The organism is Flexivirga sp. (genome assembly GCF_035551235.1).
GTDB lineage: Bacteria > Actinomycetota > Actinomycetes > Actinomycetales > Dermatophilaceae > Flexivirga.
In genome coordinates this window covers 1-15,636 of sequence record NZ_DASZNO010000052.1, presented here as the reverse complement: position 1 = coordinate 15,636, position 15,636 = coordinate 1, and the positions used below count along the sequence as shown (strand labels likewise).

General features: G+C 69.3%; 16 protein-coding genes. 13 read left to right on the top strand and 3 right to left on the bottom strand.

The window, feature by feature from the left end; all coding sequences use genetic code 11:
• Positions 1-43 precede the first annotated feature (43 nt).
• From VG502_RS20935 to tsaD, 5 genes are all read left to right on the top strand, one after another.
• The gene (locus VG502_RS20935) at positions 44-1,135 is read left to right on the top strand and encodes an alpha/beta fold hydrolase (RefSeq protein ID WP_325552232.1); all 1,092 of its coding nucleotides are present in this window, start codon (positions 44-46) and stop codon (positions 1,133-1,135) included.
• A complete protein-coding gene (gene tsaE / locus VG502_RS20930) occupies positions 1,132-1,596 on the top strand; it encodes a tRNA (adenosine(37)-N6)-threonylcarbamoyltransferase complex ATPase subunit type 1 TsaE (protein WP_325552231.1) in 465 nt (154 codons plus the stop codon). Before VG502_RS20935 ends, tsaE begins: the two co-directional genes overlap by 4 nt.
• A 93-nt stretch (positions 1,597-1,689) precedes the next feature.
• Positions 1,690-2,367 carry a tRNA (adenosine(37)-N6)-threonylcarbamoyltransferase complex dimerization subunit type 1 TsaB gene (gene tsaB, locus VG502_RS20925; protein ID WP_325552229.1) on the top strand — a complete coding sequence of 226 codons (678 nt, stop codon included), beginning with the start codon at positions 1,690-1,692 and terminating at the stop codon, positions 2,365-2,367.
• Complete coding sequence (rimI, locus tag VG502_RS20920; protein WP_325552228.1) at positions 2,364-2,825, top strand: ribosomal protein S18-alanine N-acetyltransferase; 462 nt, start codon at positions 2,364-2,366, stop codon at positions 2,823-2,825. Before tsaB ends, rimI begins: the two co-directional genes overlap by 4 nt.
• Complete coding sequence (gene tsaD / locus VG502_RS20915) at positions 2,818-3,864, top strand: tRNA (adenosine(37)-N6)-threonylcarbamoyltransferase complex transferase subunit TsaD (protein ID WP_325552226.1); 1,047 nt, start codon at positions 2,818-2,820, stop codon at positions 3,862-3,864. The genes rimI and tsaD overlap by 8 nt, the downstream gene beginning before the upstream one ends.
• A gap of 220 nt (positions 3,865-4,084) precedes the next feature.
• On the opposite strand, the gene VG502_RS20910 is transcribed toward tsaD, so the two are convergent.
• Positions 4,085-5,122, bottom strand: coding sequence for a glycoside hydrolase family 3 N-terminal domain-containing protein (locus tag VG502_RS20910; protein ID WP_325552224.1), 1,038 nt, complete (start codon positions 5,120-5,122; stop codon positions 4,085-4,087).
• Between VG502_RS20910 and VG502_RS20905 the strand changes: the two genes are divergently transcribed.
• Positions 5,112-5,411: a hypothetical protein gene (locus tag VG502_RS20905; protein WP_325552223.1), complete on the top strand. Its 300-nt coding sequence runs from the start codon at positions 5,112-5,114 to the stop codon at positions 5,409-5,411. The two genes, VG502_RS20910 and VG502_RS20905, sit on opposite strands and share 11 nt — an antisense overlap.
• Before the next feature lies 1 nt (position 5,412).
• Here VG502_RS20905 and VG502_RS20900 read toward each other — a convergent pair whose 3' ends face one another.
• The gene (locus VG502_RS20900; RefSeq protein WP_325552222.1) at positions 5,413-6,639 is read right to left on the bottom strand and encodes a class I SAM-dependent methyltransferase; all 1,227 of its coding nucleotides are present in this window, start codon (positions 6,637-6,639) and stop codon (positions 5,413-5,415) included.
• 61 nt (positions 6,640-6,700) lie between these two features.
• Between VG502_RS20900 and VG502_RS20895 the strand changes: the two genes are divergently transcribed.
• The 6 genes from VG502_RS20895 to shbA all read left to right on the top strand — a co-directional run bounded on the left by VG502_RS20895 (position 6,701) and on the right by shbA (position 12,890).
• A complete protein-coding gene (locus tag VG502_RS20895) occupies positions 6,701-8,029 on the top strand; it encodes a TrkH family potassium uptake protein (RefSeq protein WP_325552221.1) in 1,329 nt (442 codons plus the stop codon).
• Entirely contained in the window at positions 8,019-8,696 is a 678-nt protein-coding gene (locus VG502_RS20890; protein WP_325552220.1) for a potassium channel family protein, read from the top strand. Before VG502_RS20895 ends, VG502_RS20890 begins: the two co-directional genes overlap by 11 nt.
• A gap of 58 nt (positions 8,697-8,754) precedes the next feature.
• Positions 8,755-9,738, top strand: coding sequence for a ribose-phosphate diphosphokinase (locus tag VG502_RS20885; protein WP_325552219.1), 984 nt, complete (start codon positions 8,755-8,757; stop codon positions 9,736-9,738).
• 244 nt (positions 9,739-9,982) lie between these two features.
• Entirely contained in the window at positions 9,983-10,279 is a 297-nt protein-coding gene (groES, locus tag VG502_RS20880; RefSeq protein ID WP_325552217.1) for a co-chaperone GroES, read from the top strand.
• A 96-nt stretch (positions 10,280-10,375) separates the two neighbouring features.
• On the top strand, positions 10,376-11,983 hold the full coding sequence (gene groL, locus VG502_RS20875; RefSeq protein WP_325552215.1) for a chaperonin GroEL: 1,608 nt from the start codon (positions 10,376-10,378) through the stop codon (positions 11,981-11,983).
• Between the two features lie 328 nt (positions 11,984-12,311).
• Positions 12,312-12,890 carry an RNA polymerase sigma factor ShbA gene (shbA, locus tag VG502_RS20870; protein WP_325552214.1) on the top strand — a complete coding sequence of 193 codons (579 nt, stop codon included), beginning with the start codon at positions 12,312-12,314 and terminating at the stop codon, positions 12,888-12,890.
• 151 nt (positions 12,891-13,041) lie between these two features.
• Here the strand turns inward: shbA and VG502_RS20865 are convergent, their stop codons facing one another.
• On the bottom strand, positions 13,042-13,794 hold the full coding sequence (locus VG502_RS20865) for a hypothetical protein (RefSeq protein ID WP_325552212.1): 753 nt from the start codon (positions 13,792-13,794) through the stop codon (positions 13,042-13,044).
• Positions 13,795-13,870: 76 nt separating this feature from the next.
• On the opposite strand from VG502_RS20865, the gene guaB reads away from it, so the two are divergent.
• On the top strand, positions 13,871-15,418 hold the full coding sequence (guaB, locus tag VG502_RS20860) for an IMP dehydrogenase (RefSeq protein WP_325552211.1): 1,548 nt from the start codon (positions 13,871-13,873) through the stop codon (positions 15,416-15,418).
• The last annotated feature ends 218 nt before the right edge of the window (positions 15,419-15,636 follow it).

Here is a 15,636-nt window from a genome sequence, read left to right as displayed (position 1 = left end):
CCTCTCCGCTCGTCCCTCGCTTCGACACTTCGCGGGGACCTCGATGAGCAGCCGACGCGGACTGACCGGGTTGGGCATCGGTGTGGCGGCAGCCGGCGCTGCGACGGCGGCCGGCGTGGCCACCGACCGCGTGCTGCGAGCCCGACGCAAGGACCGTGCGGTGCCGCGTCCGGCGGACGACCCGGTGCTCGAACAGCACGGTTCGGTGGTCGTCGCCGACGATGGTGTCCCGCTCTACGTCGAGATCGACGAGCCGGGCGATCGGGACGACACAGCCACCACCGGCGCCAAGGCGACGACGGTGCTGCTGGTGCACGGTTATGCGCACAGCCAGGCCCTCTGGGCGCAGCAGCGGCGCGCCATACATGACGCCGGTTATCGCGTGGTGAGCCTCGATCTTCGGGGGCACGGCCGGTCGGGGGAGGGCGACGACGCGTCATACACGATCGCGCAGCTGGGCCGTGATGTCGCGAGCGTCGTCGAACAGGCGGTCCCCGACGGTCCGGTCGCCCTCGTCGGGCACTCGATGGGCGGTATGGCGCTGATGGCGCTCGCCGAACAGCGTCCGGAGCTGGTCCGCGACCGCGTCGTCGGTGTCGCGTTGATCAGCACCAGCGCGGGCGGACTGTCCGAGGTGAACTTCGGGCTCGGCAAGCAGCTCGGTGGTGTCGTGCACCGGCTCGGACCGGGAGCGGTGGCGCGTGCCGACCGGCAACAGAATGCGTTCAACGCGGCTCGGTTGCTCGGGCGCAACGTCGAATCCGCTCTGGTGCACCGGTATTCGTTCGGTGGGCCGGTGCCCAGGGACGTGATCCGGGATCTCGCCGAGATGATCTTCGGGACGCGCTTGCACGTGATCGGTGCCTACCTGCCGACGCTGATGGAGCACGACCGCGAGGCGGCGCTGCCGGCCTTCGAGGGCATCGAGACGCTCATCATGCACGGCACCCGTGACCGGATGACGCCGATCGCGCACGGCGAGAGCCTTGGGCGTGCGCTGCAGGGGGCCGAGCTGGTCGTGGTGAAGCGGGCCGGACACGTGCTGCCGCTGGAGACCCCGGAGCTGGTGAGTGCGCAACTGCTGGCGTTCCTCGAGCGTGCGGAGCGCTCGACCCAGGACGAGGAGGCGACGTGAACACGCAGGTGCGGCTCGCAGACGCGGACGCAACGCAGGAGTGGGGGTCCCGGCTGGGTGCGCTGTTGCGGGCCGGTGACCTGCTGGTGCTGACCGGGGGGCTTGGCGCGGGCAAGACCACGCTGACCCAGGGCATCGCCGCCGGGCTGGGTGTCCGCGGCCCGATCACCTCGCCCACCTTCGTCATCTCGCGGATCCATCCGTCCCTGGTGGGTGGGCCGGCGCTGGTGCACGTGGACGCCTATCGGCTCGGCGGCTCGGCCGAACTCGACGACCTCGACCTCGACGCGGAGATCGCCGGCTCGGTCACCGTCGTGGAGTGGGGCTCCGGGCTGGCCGAGGATCTCGCCGACGCGCATCTGGAGCTCGTCCTCGAGCCGGACGGCGACGCGCGCGTGGTGACGCTGGTCCCTACCGGTGCTCGTTTCGAAGCACTGGTGCCGCAACTCTCTCGCGAGTGACGGCTTCTTCGCCGAGCGACGGTGCGATACGGCCGTCGCTCGGCGAAGAAGCCGTCATTCGGCAGTGACTGCGTGGCGCCGTACCCTTGTCCGGTGCTGCTGCTCGCTCTCGACACCGCCACCTCGGCCGTGACCGTCGCCCTCCATGACGGCGCCCGGGTGATCGCCGAGGAGTCCTCGGTCGACTCCCGGCGTCACGCCGAGACGCTCACGCCGATGATCTCCGCGGTCGTCGCGGGGGTCGGCCGATCGTCCACCGACCTCACCGCCGTGGCGGTGGGTGTGGGACCGGGCCCGTTCACCGGGCTGCGCGTCGGCCTGGCGACCGCATCGACGCTGGGTCTCGCGCTCGACATCCCCGTGTATGGCGTCTGCAGCCTCGACGCGCTCGCGCACGCCGCCGCGCACGAGGAGGGCGCGCCGAGCGACTTCGTCGTGGCCTCCGACGCGCGCCGCAAGGAGGTCTACTGGGCGCGTTACCGCGCGACCGACGACGGCGTCGAGCGGATCTCCGGTATGCCGCAGGTATGCCGCCCCGCCGAGCTGCCGGACGAGATCCGCGGGTTGCCGGCCGCCGGCCGCGGACCGCAGCTCTACCCCGAGGCGTTCGCGGCTGCGCTGCAGCCGCTCGATGTGCCGGCGGGTGGGCTCGCGTCATACACCGTTCAGCAGCTGGCGGCCGGTCTGGAACTGTTGCCCGTGCAGCCGCTCTACCTGCGCCAGCCCGACGCGAAACCCGCGACCGCGCAGAAGTCGGTGCTCCCACGATGACCGTGGAGTTGCGCGAGCTGCAGTGGCCGGACATCGAGGTGCTGACCGCACTGGAGGAGCAGCTCTTCGAACACGATGCCTGGTCAGCGCCCTCGTGGTGGTCCGAACTCGCCGCCCGGCCGCGGCGCCGCTACACCGTCGCGACCGAGGCCGACACGATCGTCGGGTATGCCGGGCTCGATTGCGCCGGAGCGACGGCCGACATCATGACGATCGCGGTCACCCCCGGCCAGCAGGGTCGCGGAGTGGGGCACACACTGCTCGACTGGCTGATGGCACAGGCCCGCGAGAGTGGCGCCGAAGCCGTCCTGCTCGAGGTGCGCGCCGACAACGAAGTCGCCCGAAATCTTTATGCCCGAGCGGGTTTCGAGCACATCCGGACACGGCGTGGCTACTACCGGCCGGGCAACGTCGACGCGCACATCATGCGCGCGCACCTGGAGGACTCGCATGCCTGAACCACTCATCCTCGGCGTCGAGAGCTCCTGCGACGAGACCGGTGTCGCATTCGTGCGGGGCAACACGCTGCTGGCCGACGTGGTCGCCAGCAGCGTGGACCAGCACGCCCGCTTCGGAGGGGTCGTGCCGGAGGTCGCCAGCCGGGCGCACCTCGAGGCGCTGCTACCGACCATCAAGCGGTCGTGCGAGGAGGCCGGCCACAGGCTGAGCGACGTCGACGCGATCGCGGTGACCTCCGGCCCCGGACTGGCCGGTGCCCTGATGGTGGGTGTCGCCGCCGCGAAGGCCCTCGCCTGGGCGCTCGACAAGCCGCTGTATGGCGTCAACCACCTCGCCGCGCACGTGTGCGCCGACGTGCTCGACCACGGCCCCTTGCCGGAACCCACTGCGGCACTGCTGGTTTCGGGAGGACACACCAACCTGCTGATGGTCCGTGACATCGCCTCGGACGTCGAGGAGCTCGGTGGCACGATCGACGACGCGGCCGGTGAGGCGTTCGACAAGGTCGCGCGCGTGCTGGAGCTGCCCTACCCCGGCGGGCCGCACATCGAAGCGGCGGCCGCGAGCGGCGACCCGGCGGCGATCCGCTTCCCGCGTGGACTGACGTCACGCAAGGACCTGGAACGCCATCGTTTCGACTACTCGTTCTCCGGCTTGAAGACCGCGGTGGTGCGCTGGGTGCAGGAGCGGCAGAACGCCGGCGAGACGGTGCCGGTCGCCGATGTCGCCGCGAGTTTCAACGAGGCGGTCGCCGACGTGCTGACCCGCAAGGCGATCGACGCCTGTCAGGAGTATGGCGTGAGCGATCTGCAGATCGGCGGGGGAGTGACAGCCAACAGTCGGTTGCGCGCCATGGCGCAGGAGCGTTGTGACGCCGCCGGGATCAGCCTGCGGGTGCCGCGCGTGCGGCTCTGCACCGACAACGGCGCGATGGTCGCGGCGCTCGGATCACAGATGGTGCAGCGCGGTCTCGCCCCGAGTTCCCTTGACCTGCCGGCGGATTCGTCGATGCCGGTGAGCCAGACCAAGGCGTCCTGAGCCCTACGGCGCGACGCCGAGCCGCCGGGCCCGCGGATGGTGCGGGAGCCAGGCCGCACGTTCTGCCGGTCCGGCGGCTCAGATTTCGGCACTCCCGGTTTGGGTCCAGCAGAAGGTGCGCTGGGGCGCACGTGCTGCTGGACCCAACCGGTGGCCGCGCGCCGAGGAGAGGGTGTGGCCTGCAGATAGTGCGGAATCGACGCCGCACTATCTGCAGGACTCAACAGTGCAGCAGGCCGAGGCGCTGCTTCAGCGCCAGGACGCGCTTCGTGGAAGCCGCCACCTTGCCGGCGAACTTCTTGTCGGAGTGGGCACGTGAGACGAGGGCGTCCGACATCGTCGGTGCATCCGCAGCCCTGCCGGTCAGCACGATGTCGCCGCCGGCAGCGATGAACCGGTCCGCTCGTTCTCCGGGTGGAACACCTTGCACCGCAACGGCATTCATGTCGTCGGTGATGACCACGCCCCGCCAGCCGAGCTTCCCGCGCAGCAGGCCGGTGATGATCTTGCCGGAGAACGTCGCGCGGTTGGCCGGATCAAGCTTCGCGTAACGCGCGGAGGACATCATCACCGCACCGGCGCCCGCCTTCATGCCGGCGGCGAACGGCTTCAGGTAGCTGTCCGAGGCAGTGGTCTGCGTGTCGGTTGTCCCCGAAGCCGTCACGTCCGTGTTGCCGGTGACCCGGCCGAGCCCCGGGAAATGCTTCACGGTCGCGCCGACGCCCGTGCCGTGCAGGCCGTGCACGATGTCGGTCACCGAGGATGCAACGGTCGTCGGTTCGTGGCCGTACTCGCGCCCCCACTTGCCGATCGGCGCGTTGCTCGCGGCCGTCGACGCGGGCACGGTGTCGGCCACCGGTGCGAGGTTGAGATTGATCCCGGCCGCCTTGAGCTGCCGGCCGATGCGGGCGCCGTAGTCGACCTGCTGCTGTCGGCTCAGCTGCCCCTGCTGCAGGGCGGACACCAGTCGCGGGAACCCGGCGCCCTTCAACTGCTGCACCGCGCCACCCTCCTGGTCGGCGGCGATGAGGAGCGGCACACCACCGGTCGCAGCCGAATTCACCTGCGATTGCAGGTGATCGGAGGTGGATCGCACGCGAGATGTTCCCGTCCAGCCACCGAGGTAGATGATGTTGCCGACGTGCTGTTGCGCGATCGGCGCGTCGTCCGCGGAGGCCGCGGAGTTGCCGTCCAGGCCGATCATCAGCAGCTGGCCGACGCGTTGTGCGGGGGACAACCGGTCGTAGGTGCGCTGCACGCAGCTGTTCGATGGAGCGGGCACAGCAGAGGTCGGGGCGCGCCGCGTGCTCTTCGAGGGCTTCGCAGTCCTGGAGGACGATCTAGAGGTCGACGATGTCGACGATGTGGACGAACTGCTCGGCATACGGGACGTCGAGGTCGCGGCGGTGCCGATCGGCGATGACGGCGTCGTACCGCCGGCATCCGTGCCACCGCCGGAGGAACACCCGGCGAGGACGAACCCGGAGATGACGCAACCACTCACGGCGCGCACGAACTGGCGGGAAGCAGGCACGGCTAGACGGTAACTCACCGAACGGGCACCAGCATGAGCACCGCTTGCGCGCCGCCCACCCGGGTCACCAGGATCGTCGCGTCATTGTCGCCGCGCAGTCGCAGCTGGCGTCGCAATTGTGCGGGGTCGACCGAGGCACCCTTCTTCTTGATCGTCAGGTGGCCGATCCGGTTGTCACGCACCCACGACCGCAACGCCTTGATGTTGAAGGGGATTGCGTCGGTGACGGCATACTTCTTCGCCCAGGGGACGACGACGTCGCGCGGCGAGGTGACCACGCCGACCCCGGTGTCGAGCTCCGCGCCGTCGACCCGGCGGACCAGCGCACCGCTCAGGCCGGCGCGGATGATCGCGCGGTCGGCCTCGTAGAGATAGCCGTGCAGCCGATCGAGGCGGGCCGGCTCGGGATTGGCGCCCTCCGCATCGCGTTCGAGCACCTCATGCGCGAACTGGCCGCTGACGACGACGGCGGATCGTCCCGGATCCCATGCGGCGTCGTTCCACCACAGCACGCACTCGACCACCTCGCCGTCGTACGACGTCCACTGCGCCTGCGTCCCGAGCGGGATCCGGGCGTGCGGGAACGAGGGCGAGAGCTTCACACCGGCCGCAGCTGCCCCGGCGCTCAGCTCGCGGACGAGATCCCAGGACGGCGCCAGCTGGTCCAGGCGGAAGGTACGGCGGGTCCGCCCCTGTATGTCGCTCACACCCGGCGTGCGTCGGGCCGGATCCAGCCAGACGGCGACGTCGCGAGCGCCCGGCCCGGACGGCAGGGCGACGTTCTCGGCCAGGTCGTGGGTGACGGTGGCGTGCGGCCAGGCGCGGAGATTGAAGTCCGCGACGGCGGCCGTCACCTCGTCCGCGTCCACGGCTGCGACGCGCAGGCCGACCTCGGCGAACGCGCGCGCATCGGCGCCGACCCCGCACCCGAGGTCGAAGAGCCGCCGGCCACCGGAGTCGCTGAGCCGCCGGGCATGCAGCCGGGCCACCTGCTGCCGGGTCGCCTGCTCCAGTCCGTCGACGGTGAAGAGCATGGTGTGCGCCGCCTCGCCGAACTTGCGTTCGCCGCGCGCTCGCAGCCGGGACTGGGTCAGCGCGGCTGCGACGAGGTCGGCGTCGAACCCCTCGCCACGCAATCGGTCGCCGAGGCTGAACGCCTCCGCCTCGTCATACGGGGGCAGCGACGCCAGCAGCGCCGCGCCCTCGCCGCTGAGCAATCTGGCCAGCAGGGCGGGCGTCACGGAACATCACGCCGACGGAGCGGGGCACCGGTCACACCTTCCATACGGTTAAGTGTTGCGCATGAGGGGAACCCGATTCGGTCCGGCGCGGACCATCGTCGTGTTCTACGCCATCACCGTCACTCTCGGCACCTTGTTGCTGGCATTGCCGTTCACGACCCAGGGCGAGGGTCGCGCCCACTTCAGCACCGCGCTCTTCACGGCCGCCAGCGCCACGTGCATCACCGGTATGTCGCCGGTCGACGTGGCGACCTACTGGAACTCGTTCGGGCATGTGGTGATCCTGCTGCTGGTGCAGGCCGGCGGGCTCGGCATCGTGACGCTCTCGGTCCGCCTGCTGCAGCTGGTGCACGGGCGAATGGGCATCGGCGGAACGCTCGCGGCACAGGCCGACGCGCACACCGACACGCCCGCGCACGCGCGCTCGATGATCCGGGTGATCGTGCGGTTCTATCTGGCGCTGGAGGCGTTCCTCGCCGTGCTGATGGGCCTCCGGCTGCATTTCGCGTATGGCGAGGGCGTCGGCAGCGCGGCCTGGCACGGCCTCTTCCACTCGGTCTCGGCGGTGAACAACGCCGGCTTCAGCCTCTACTCCGACGGCGCAGCCAAGTTCGCCCACGATCCGTGGGCGCTGGCCATGCTGTGCGGTGGTGTCTTCATCGGGGGACTTGGTTACCCGGTGTGGTTCGAGCTGATGCGGCGCAAGCGGCCGCTGCAGTGGACGATGCACACGCGGCTGACGGTCGGCGGATCGCTCGTGCTGTTCGTGGTCGGCTTCGTCACGTTCCTGGCCTTCGAATGGCGCAACCCCGGCACGCTGGCGCACATGGCGTTCACGGACAAGCTGTGGAACTCCATCGGCGGAGCGGTCTTCCCCCGCACGGCGGGCTTCGCCACGGTGGACTACACGGAGGTCCGGCCGGAGACCATGGCGGTCAACTACGTGCTGATGTTCATCGGCGGCGGCAGCGCCGGCACGTCCGGCGGCATCAAGGTGTCGACGTTCTTCCTGCTCGGAGCGGTGATCATCTCCGAGATCCGTGGGGAGCCGCAGGCTCGCGTCGGCCGTCGCGCCATACCCGTCGCCGTGCAGCGGCAGGCACTGACCGTGGCGCTGCTCGGCGTCGGCACCGTGATGATCGGCATGATCGCCATCCTGGCGATCAGCGAGCAGCCGATGCAGCTGGTGCTCTTCGAGACGATCTCGGCCTTCTCGACGACGGGTCTGAGCGCGAACCTGACCGCGCAGCTGCCCGAGGGGGCGCACTTCGTGCTGATCGCGTTGATGTTCATCGGCCGGGTCGGCACGATGACGGTCGGCAGCGCGTTGGCGATGCGGCGCAGCAAGCGGCGCTACCAACTACCGGAGGAGTTCCCCATTGTCGGCTAAACGGCGCGGAGCACTGGACCCGCACAGCGTGCTGGTGATCGGCCTCGGCAGGTTCGGTACGGCGGTCTCGGCCACTCTCACCGAGCAGGACTGGGACGTCCTTGCGGTCGACCAGTCGCTGGAGCTGGTGCAGAAGTGGTCCGATCAGTTCACCCACGTCGTGCAGGCGGACAGCTCCGACGTGGAGGCCCTCCGGCAGATCGGTGCGGGCGACTTCGAGCGCGCGGTCGTGGCGATCGGCTCCAACCTGGAGGCCAGCATCCTCACGACGGCCAATCTCGCGGATCTCGGCGTGCCGAGCATTTGGGCGAAGGCGATGACCAAGCAGCACGCCCGCATCCTGCAGCGCATCGGTGCGCACCACGTGGTGCTGCCGGAGCGGGAGATGGGCGCCCGCATCGGGCGCTTGCTGGTCGGCTCGCTGGCCGACTACTACGAGCTGGAGAGCGGCTTCGGGATCGGCCGTATGTCGTGCTCGGACAAGTTCGCCGACAAGACCCTCGCCCAACTCGACCTGCGGGCCCGGTACGGCGTCACGGTCGTCGCGGTGAAGCACATCGGCGGCACGTTCGAGGACGCCCGTCCGGAGACGCCGATCAAGATGGGGGACCAGCTGGTGATCACCGGGTCGACCGAGCGTCTTCAGCAGTTCTCCGGCCGCGCATAAGTCAGTAGAGTTGCGGTCGAGAGCACCTGAGTCCGCCGCCTGGAAGGGTTAGTCGCTCGTGCGCGAGATCGTCGTATTCTCCGGATCTGCCCACCCCGCCCTGGCCGACAGCATCTGCACCCACCTGGGCGTGCCGCGCTCGTATGTCGACCTCAAGCGCTTCAGCAACGACTGCCTGCAGGCGCAGTTGCTGGCCAACTGCCGGCAGCGGGACGTCTATCTGGTGCAGCCGCTGGTGCCGCCGACACAGGACCACCTGATGGAGCTGCTGCTGATGATCGATGCGGCCCGCGGTGCGTCCGCGGAGCGCATCACCGCAGTGATTCCCTACTACGCCTACGCACGCTCGGACAAGAAGGACTCCTCGCGGATCTCGCTCGGCGGCCGGCTCGTGGCCGACATGCTGGCAGCCGCGGGCGTGCACCGCGTGATCACGATGGCACTGCACGCACCGCAGGTGCACGGCTTCTTCTCCACGCCCGTCGACCACCTCACGGCGATCGGGGAGCTGGCCGACTACTTCCGCTCGCGTGGTGACCTGACCGACTCGGTGATCGTGTCGCCGGACTTCGGCAACGCCAAGACCGCGCAGCAGTTCGCCCGACTGCTCGGCCTGCCCGTGGCGGCCGGGTCCAAGAAGCGGATCTCCGACGACCAGGTCATCATCGACACGATCGTCGGCGACGTCGACGGCAAGCGGGCGATCGTGCTCGACGACGAGATCTCCACCGGCGGATCGGTGGTCGAGTTGCTGGACCGGCTGGCCGAGCGCGGCTGCACCTCGGCGGACATCGCGTGCACGCACGGACTCTTCGTCGGGCCCGCGGTGCAGCGGCTGTCCGGCCATCCGTTGATCCGCCAGGTCGTCACCACCGACACCGTGCCGACTCCGGTCAATTGGCCGCAATTGCAAGTGCGTTCGGTTGCCGCGCTCTTCGCGGAGGCCATCGCGCGCATCCACGCCGGCGAATCGGTGAGCAGTCTCTTCGACGGTGTCGACCCGTCCCACGCGCCGCCGGCGGCGACCCTGCCGTTCGGTTGATCCACCGGGCTGCCCCCTCGGCCCGAACACCCTCCGACACACCTTCCGACGAGTTTTGGCACTCGAGTTGCGTGAGTGCTAACGAACGCCTAGATTCAGTGCTGGCACTCTTCCTGGGACAGTGCCAACCGCATTTCGTGGTCGACCCCCGCGACGGCGCCCACGACATGACACCCGGTTGGACTGGGCCAGGGCACGCATCCACGGCCCGCCAGATCGGGCCCCCGAACAGGAAGGTCACACCGTGTCGGTGAACATCAAGCCGCTCGAAGACCGCATCGTCGTCAAGTCCGTCGAGGCCGAGCAGACCACCGCGTCCGGCCTGGTCATCCCGGACACCGCCAAGGAGAAGCCCCAGGAGGGCGAAGTCCTGGCGATCGGCCCCGGCCGCATCGACGACAACGGCCAGCGCGTCCCGCTCGACGTCGCAGTCGGCGACCGCGTCATCTACTCCAAGTACGGCGGCACCGAGGTGAAGTACTCCGGCGAGGAGCTGCTCATCCTCTCGGCTCGCGACGTTCTCGCAGTCGTCTCCAAGTAAGACCCGAACGTTTCGTATGACGAGCCGCCCCGGCTCCGGCCACGCAGTGGGCGGGCCGGGGCGCCGTCATACCGATAAATAGACGAAAGGCCAACCATGGCAAAGGAACTGGAGTTCAACGACTCCGCACGCAAGGCGCTTGAGCGGGGCGTCGACGCGCTCGCCAACGCCGTCAAGGTGACGCTCGGCCCCAAGGGCCGCAATGTCGTCATCGACAAGAAGTGGGGCGCCCCGACCATCACGAACGACGGTGTCACCATCGCTCGTGAGATCGAGCTCGAGGACTCCTACGAGAACCTCGGCGCGCAGCTGGCCAAGGAAGTCGCCACCAAGACCAACGACATCGCCGGTGACGGCACGACCACCGCGACGGTGCTGGCTCAGGCCATGGTCCACGAGGGCCTGCGCAACGTCGCCGCGGGAGCCGGTCCGGCCGCACTCAAGCGCGGTATCGACCAGGCCGTCGACGCGATCAGCGAGCAGCTGCTCGCCGACGCACGCGAGCTCGAGGGCAAGGAAGAGATCTCCCAGGTCGCCGCGCTGTCCGCGCAGGACCAGACCATCGGCGGCCTGATCGCCGAGGCGTTCGACAAGGTCGGCAAGGACGGCGTCATCACCGTCGAGGAGTCCTCGACCGCCGAGACCGCCCTGGAGTTCACCGAGGGCATGCAGTTCGACAAGGGCTACATCTCCCCGTACTTCGTGACGGACACCGAGCGCATGGAGGCCGTCCTGGAGGACGCCTACATCCTCATCAACCAGGGCAAGATCTCGGCGATCGCCGATGTTCTGCCGCTGCTGGAGAAGGTCGTGCAGGCCGGTAAGCCGCTGCTGATCATCGCCGAGGACATCGAGGGTGAGGCCCTCTCCACGCTGGTGGTCAACAAGATCCGCGGCACCTTCAACGTCGTCGCCGTCAAGGCGCCGGGCTTCGGGGACCGCCGCAAGGCCATGCTGCAGGACATCGCGATCCTGACCGGTGGCCAGGTCATCGCCGAGGAAGTCGGCCTCAAGCTCGACCAGGTCGACCTGGACATGCTGGGTCAGGCCCGTCGCGTCGTCGTCACCAAGGACACCGCGACGATCGTCGACGGACAGGGCGACGCCGAGGCCGTCGGTGGCCGGGTCAAGGAGCTCAAGGCCGAGATCGAGCGCACCGACTCCGACTGGGACCGCGAGAAGCTGCAGGAGCGCCTGGCCAAGCTGGCCGGCGGCGTCTGCGTCATCCAGGTCGGTGCCCACACCGAAGTGGAGCTCAAGGAGAAGAAGCACCGCATCGAGGACGCGATCTCCGCGACCCGTGCGGCCATCGAAGAGGGCATCGTCGCCGGTGGTGGCTCCGCTCTGGTGCACGCCGCTGCCGCGGTCAACAAGCTCGACCTGGCGGGCGACGAGGCGACCGGTGCGGCGCTCATCGCGAAGGCATCGGTCGAGCCGCTGCGGTGGATCGCCGAGAACGCCGGCCTGGAGGGCTACGTCGCCGTCGCTCGCGTGCAGGAGGAGGCGACGGGCAGCGGCCTGAACGCCGCGACCGGTGAGTACGGCGACCTGATCAAGCAGGGCGTCATCGACCCGGTCAAGGTCACTCGCTCCGCGCTGCGCAACGCCGCGTCGATCGCGTCGATGGTGCTGACCACCGACACGCTCGTCGTGGACAAGAAGGAGGACGAGGAGCCCGAGGCCGGCCACGGCCACGGTCACTGACCTCCTGCCCCCAGCGGGCGCGCAACACCCACGATGCCCGGACGAAGCAAGCGCTTCGTCCGGGCATCGGCGCGTATGCGATCGGAGCGGAGTTATCCACAGATATCCGGCGGAGTAGGCGAGACCGGCGCCGACGACCTACGCTGAGGACAGCGCGACGTACTGGATCGGCACGATCGGCTCCACACATCCCTACGCGCGTGAACGCATTTCGGCAACCGGACGTTGGGACGACGTGAGCTCGGGGACTCCACGATCGAGTGCCGGCCAGGAGCACCTGGCCGGATCGTTCGACCCTGCCCCCGTAACGTTTTCGCACCCTGCGCCGATGTCATCGTCGGACGCGCACACCCCGTTGCGTGTTTTGGCAGCGGCCGCCCGAGAGGGTGATGTGGCCGCCACCAATGAACTCATGGCGGCCGTTCACCAGTTGGCCGTGCGTTACGCGCGCGGCAAGTTGGGACGCTTCTCGGCTGCCGCCGATGCCGCGGCGGATGCGGCGCAGGAGGTGTGCGTGGCCGTCCTCACCGCCCTGCCGCGCTACACCGACCGCGGTGCGCCGTTCGAGGCCTTCGTCTACCGCATCGCCGCCAACAAGGTCGCCGATGTGCAGCGCGGTGTGATCCGACGGCCGACGCCGACCGATGAGCTGCCCGAGACCGTGGACGAGACGCCCGGACCGGAGGACCACGCCGTCGCCGACGAGCAGTCGGCGCAGGTCTGGGCGCTGCTGGACCGCCTGTCGCCGCAGCACCGCGAGATCCTCACCCTGCGCGTCGCGGTGGGCCTCTCCGCGGAGGAGACCGCCGATGCACTCGGCACCACTGCGGGCGCCATACGCGTGGCGCAGCACCGGGCACTGACTCGATTGCGGGGCTTCCTCGAGGACGGGCGGGGCGAGTTGTGACCCCGAGCATCGACGACATCCGGCGCGACGACGAACTGCTCGATGAGCTCGGGGGCCGCAGGACGCCGCACCGCAGCGACGCCGCCACGGACGCACTCAGCTTCTGGGTGCAGGAGATCGACGCGCCCGATCGGCCCGCGGTCGCAGGTCGCTACGCGCGCGCCAAGCGCACCCCTGCGCGGCTCGGCGTGGTGGCGGCCATCACCGTGGCCACCCTGTCGATCTCGGGAGTCGCCGCCGCCGTCGGCGGAGTGCCCGGCATCTCCCGCGTCGCCGAGCAGATGGGCTTCGTGCACCGCAGTGCCGACTTCGGCTCCGGTGCCGGCGGTCCGGTGAGCACCGAAGACGCTGTGTCGGCGCCGTCGAGCACCTCCTCCGACGTGGTCAGCACCAGCACCACCGCCCCGCTGCCGCCGACGAGCACGGTGCGGTCGACGACCCGTGCGACGCACCGCGTGCTGCCCGGGGCCCTCATGCCTGCCGGCACGGCGCACAATCGCCCGGGGCACAGCGCGACGCGGCCCTGGCAGACCGTGCGGACAGTCGGCTCGTCGCCCTCCACGCGTTCGTCGTCCGCCGTGCCGAGTTCGACGGCGTCGTCCGCGCCGACCTCGTCGTCCAGTCGTTCGTCGACTCCGACGTCGACGCGTTCGCCGTCGCCGTCCAGCAGCACATCGGCATCGACCCGTCCGACGCATCCGACCCACCCGCCGAAGCCACCATGGCCGTGGCCGCCCTGGCTGCCGACGCCGTCGGCGACCGCCAGCAGCACGGCCTCTCCGTCGGCGTCCAGCACGACACCGCCGACGCTGTCGTCCACATCGTCCGCGCCGAGCTCCGGCTCCAGCAGCGCATCCAGTAGTGCATCCAGCAGTGCATCGAGCAGCTCGTCCTCCTCGAGCACGAGTTCGCTGCTCGGTCTGCGCGACGGTCACTGACCTTCTGTTGGGTCTCCGGCAGTCGCCTTCTACACTTTTGAAATGGCTTTCGAGGAGTCGCCCGCGCCCGCCCATTCCTACGATCAGTCGCCCGGTGTCCCGGCCAAGTTCGGCCAGCTCGGTCTCACCTACGACGACGTGCTGTTGTTGCCCGGTGAGACCGACGTCATTCCCAGTGAGGTCGACACCACCAGTCGGCTGACCCGCGAGATCAGCCTGCGTGTGCCGCTGGTCTCCGCGGCCATGGACACCGTCACCGAAGCACGTATGGCGATCGCCATGGCACGTCAGGGCGGGATCGGCGTGCTGCACCGCAACCTGTCGATCGCGGACCAGGCCGAGCAGGTCGATCTCGTCAAGCGCACCCAGACCGGCATCATCTCCAACCCGGTCACGATCGGGCCGGACGCGACACTCGAGGAGCTGGACGAGACGTGCGGCCGCTACCGCGTGTCCGGCCTGCCGGTGGTCGATGTCGACAACCACCTGATCGGCATCATCACCAACCGCGACCTGCGCTTCACCCCGGTCGCCGAGTGGGCGACCACGAAGGTGTCCGAGGTCATGACCTCGGCGCCGTTGGTCACCGGGCCGCTCGGCATCAGCCGTGACGACGCCACCGCGCTGCTGCGCCAGCACAAGCGCGAGCGGCTCCCGCTGGTCGACGACGACGGCCGCCTCGCCGGACTGATCACCGTGAAGGACTTCGTGAAGTCCGAGCAGTTCCCCGACGCGTCATACGACGCCGACGGCCGGCTGCTGGTCGCGGCCGCGATCGGTTACTTCGGCGATGCCTGGGAGCGTGCGACGACTCTGGTCGAGGCCGGTGTCGACGTGCTCGTCCCGGATGTCGCCAACGGTCACGCGCGGCTGATGCTCGACATGATCCGCAAGCTGAAGTCCGACCCGGCGACCCGCCACGTGCAGATCCTCGGTGGCAACGTCGCGACCCGCGAGGGCGCTGCGGCGCTGGTCGAGGCGGGTGTCGACGGCGTCAAGGTCGGTGTCGGCCCGGGCTCGATCTGCACGACCCGCGTCGTTGCGGGCGTCGGCGTGCCGCAGGTGACCGCCATCCACGAGGCGTCGCTGGCCTGCAAGCCGGCCGGTGTCCCGGTCGTCGGAGACGGCGGCCTGCAGTTCTCCGGCGACATCGCCAAAGCCCTTGTCGCCGGCGCGGATTCGGTGATGTTCGGTTCGTTGCTGGCCGGCTGCGAGGAGTCGCCCGGTGACCTGATGCTGGTGGCGGGCAAGCAGTTCAAGACCTACCGCGGCATGGGCTCGCTCGGCGCGATGGCCTCCCGCGGCAAGAAGTCCTTCTCCAAGGACCGCTACTTCCAGGCCGACGTCGCCAGCGACGACGAGATCGTGCCCGAGGGCATCGAGGGCCGCGTGCCCTACCGCGGCCCGCTCGCCACTGTCCTGCACCAGCTCATCGGCGGGTTGCACCAGTCGATGTTCTACGTCGGTGCCAACACGATCCCGCAGTTGCAGGAGCGTGGTCGCTTCGTACGCATCACGACTGCGGGGCTCAAGGAGTCGCACCCGCACGATGTCCAGGGCATCGTCGAGGCGCCCAACTACTCGCGCTGAGGTCATCGGACGCTACTTCCGGGGACCCCTTCGGGACTGGCCGCCGGTGGTAAGGACCAGCAGGAGGTGCGCTCCCGCGCACTGTGATGTCTCAGGACATCGGTAACACTTATGTCTCAGGACTTCGGTAACGCTACTGGTGGGGCCTGGTTACGTGCTTGGTAGCGGCGGCGGGCGACGGTCAGGGTGAATTCGGCGATCAGCTGGTTGCGGTCGAA

Bases quoted from the DNA above. Each gene is read 5' to 3' on its own strand.
- VG502_RS20935 (WP_325552232.1), top strand. From the start codon at position 44: ATGAGCAGCCGACGCGGACTGACCGGGTTGGGCATCGGTGTGGCGGCA.
- rimI (WP_325552228.1), top strand. From the start codon at position 2,364: ATGACCGTGGAGTTGCGCGAGCTGCAGTGGCCGGACATCGAGGTGCTG.
- tsaD (WP_325552226.1), top strand. From the start codon at position 2,818: ATGCCTGAACCACTCATCCTCGGCGTCGAGAGCTCCTGCGACGAGACC.
- VG502_RS20895 (WP_325552221.1), top strand. From the start codon at position 6,701: ATGAGGGGAACCCGATTCGGTCCGGCGCGGACCATCGTCGTGTTCTAC.
- groL (WP_325552215.1), top strand. From the start codon at position 10,376: ATGGCAAAGGAACTGGAGTTCAACGACTCCGCACGCAAGGCGCTTGAG.
- shbA (WP_325552214.1), top strand. From the start codon at position 12,312: ATGTCATCGTCGGACGCGCACACCCCGTTGCGTGTTTTGGCAGCGGCC.
- guaB (WP_325552211.1), top strand. From the start codon at position 13,871: ATGGCTTTCGAGGAGTCGCCCGCGCCCGCCCATTCCTACGATCAGTCG.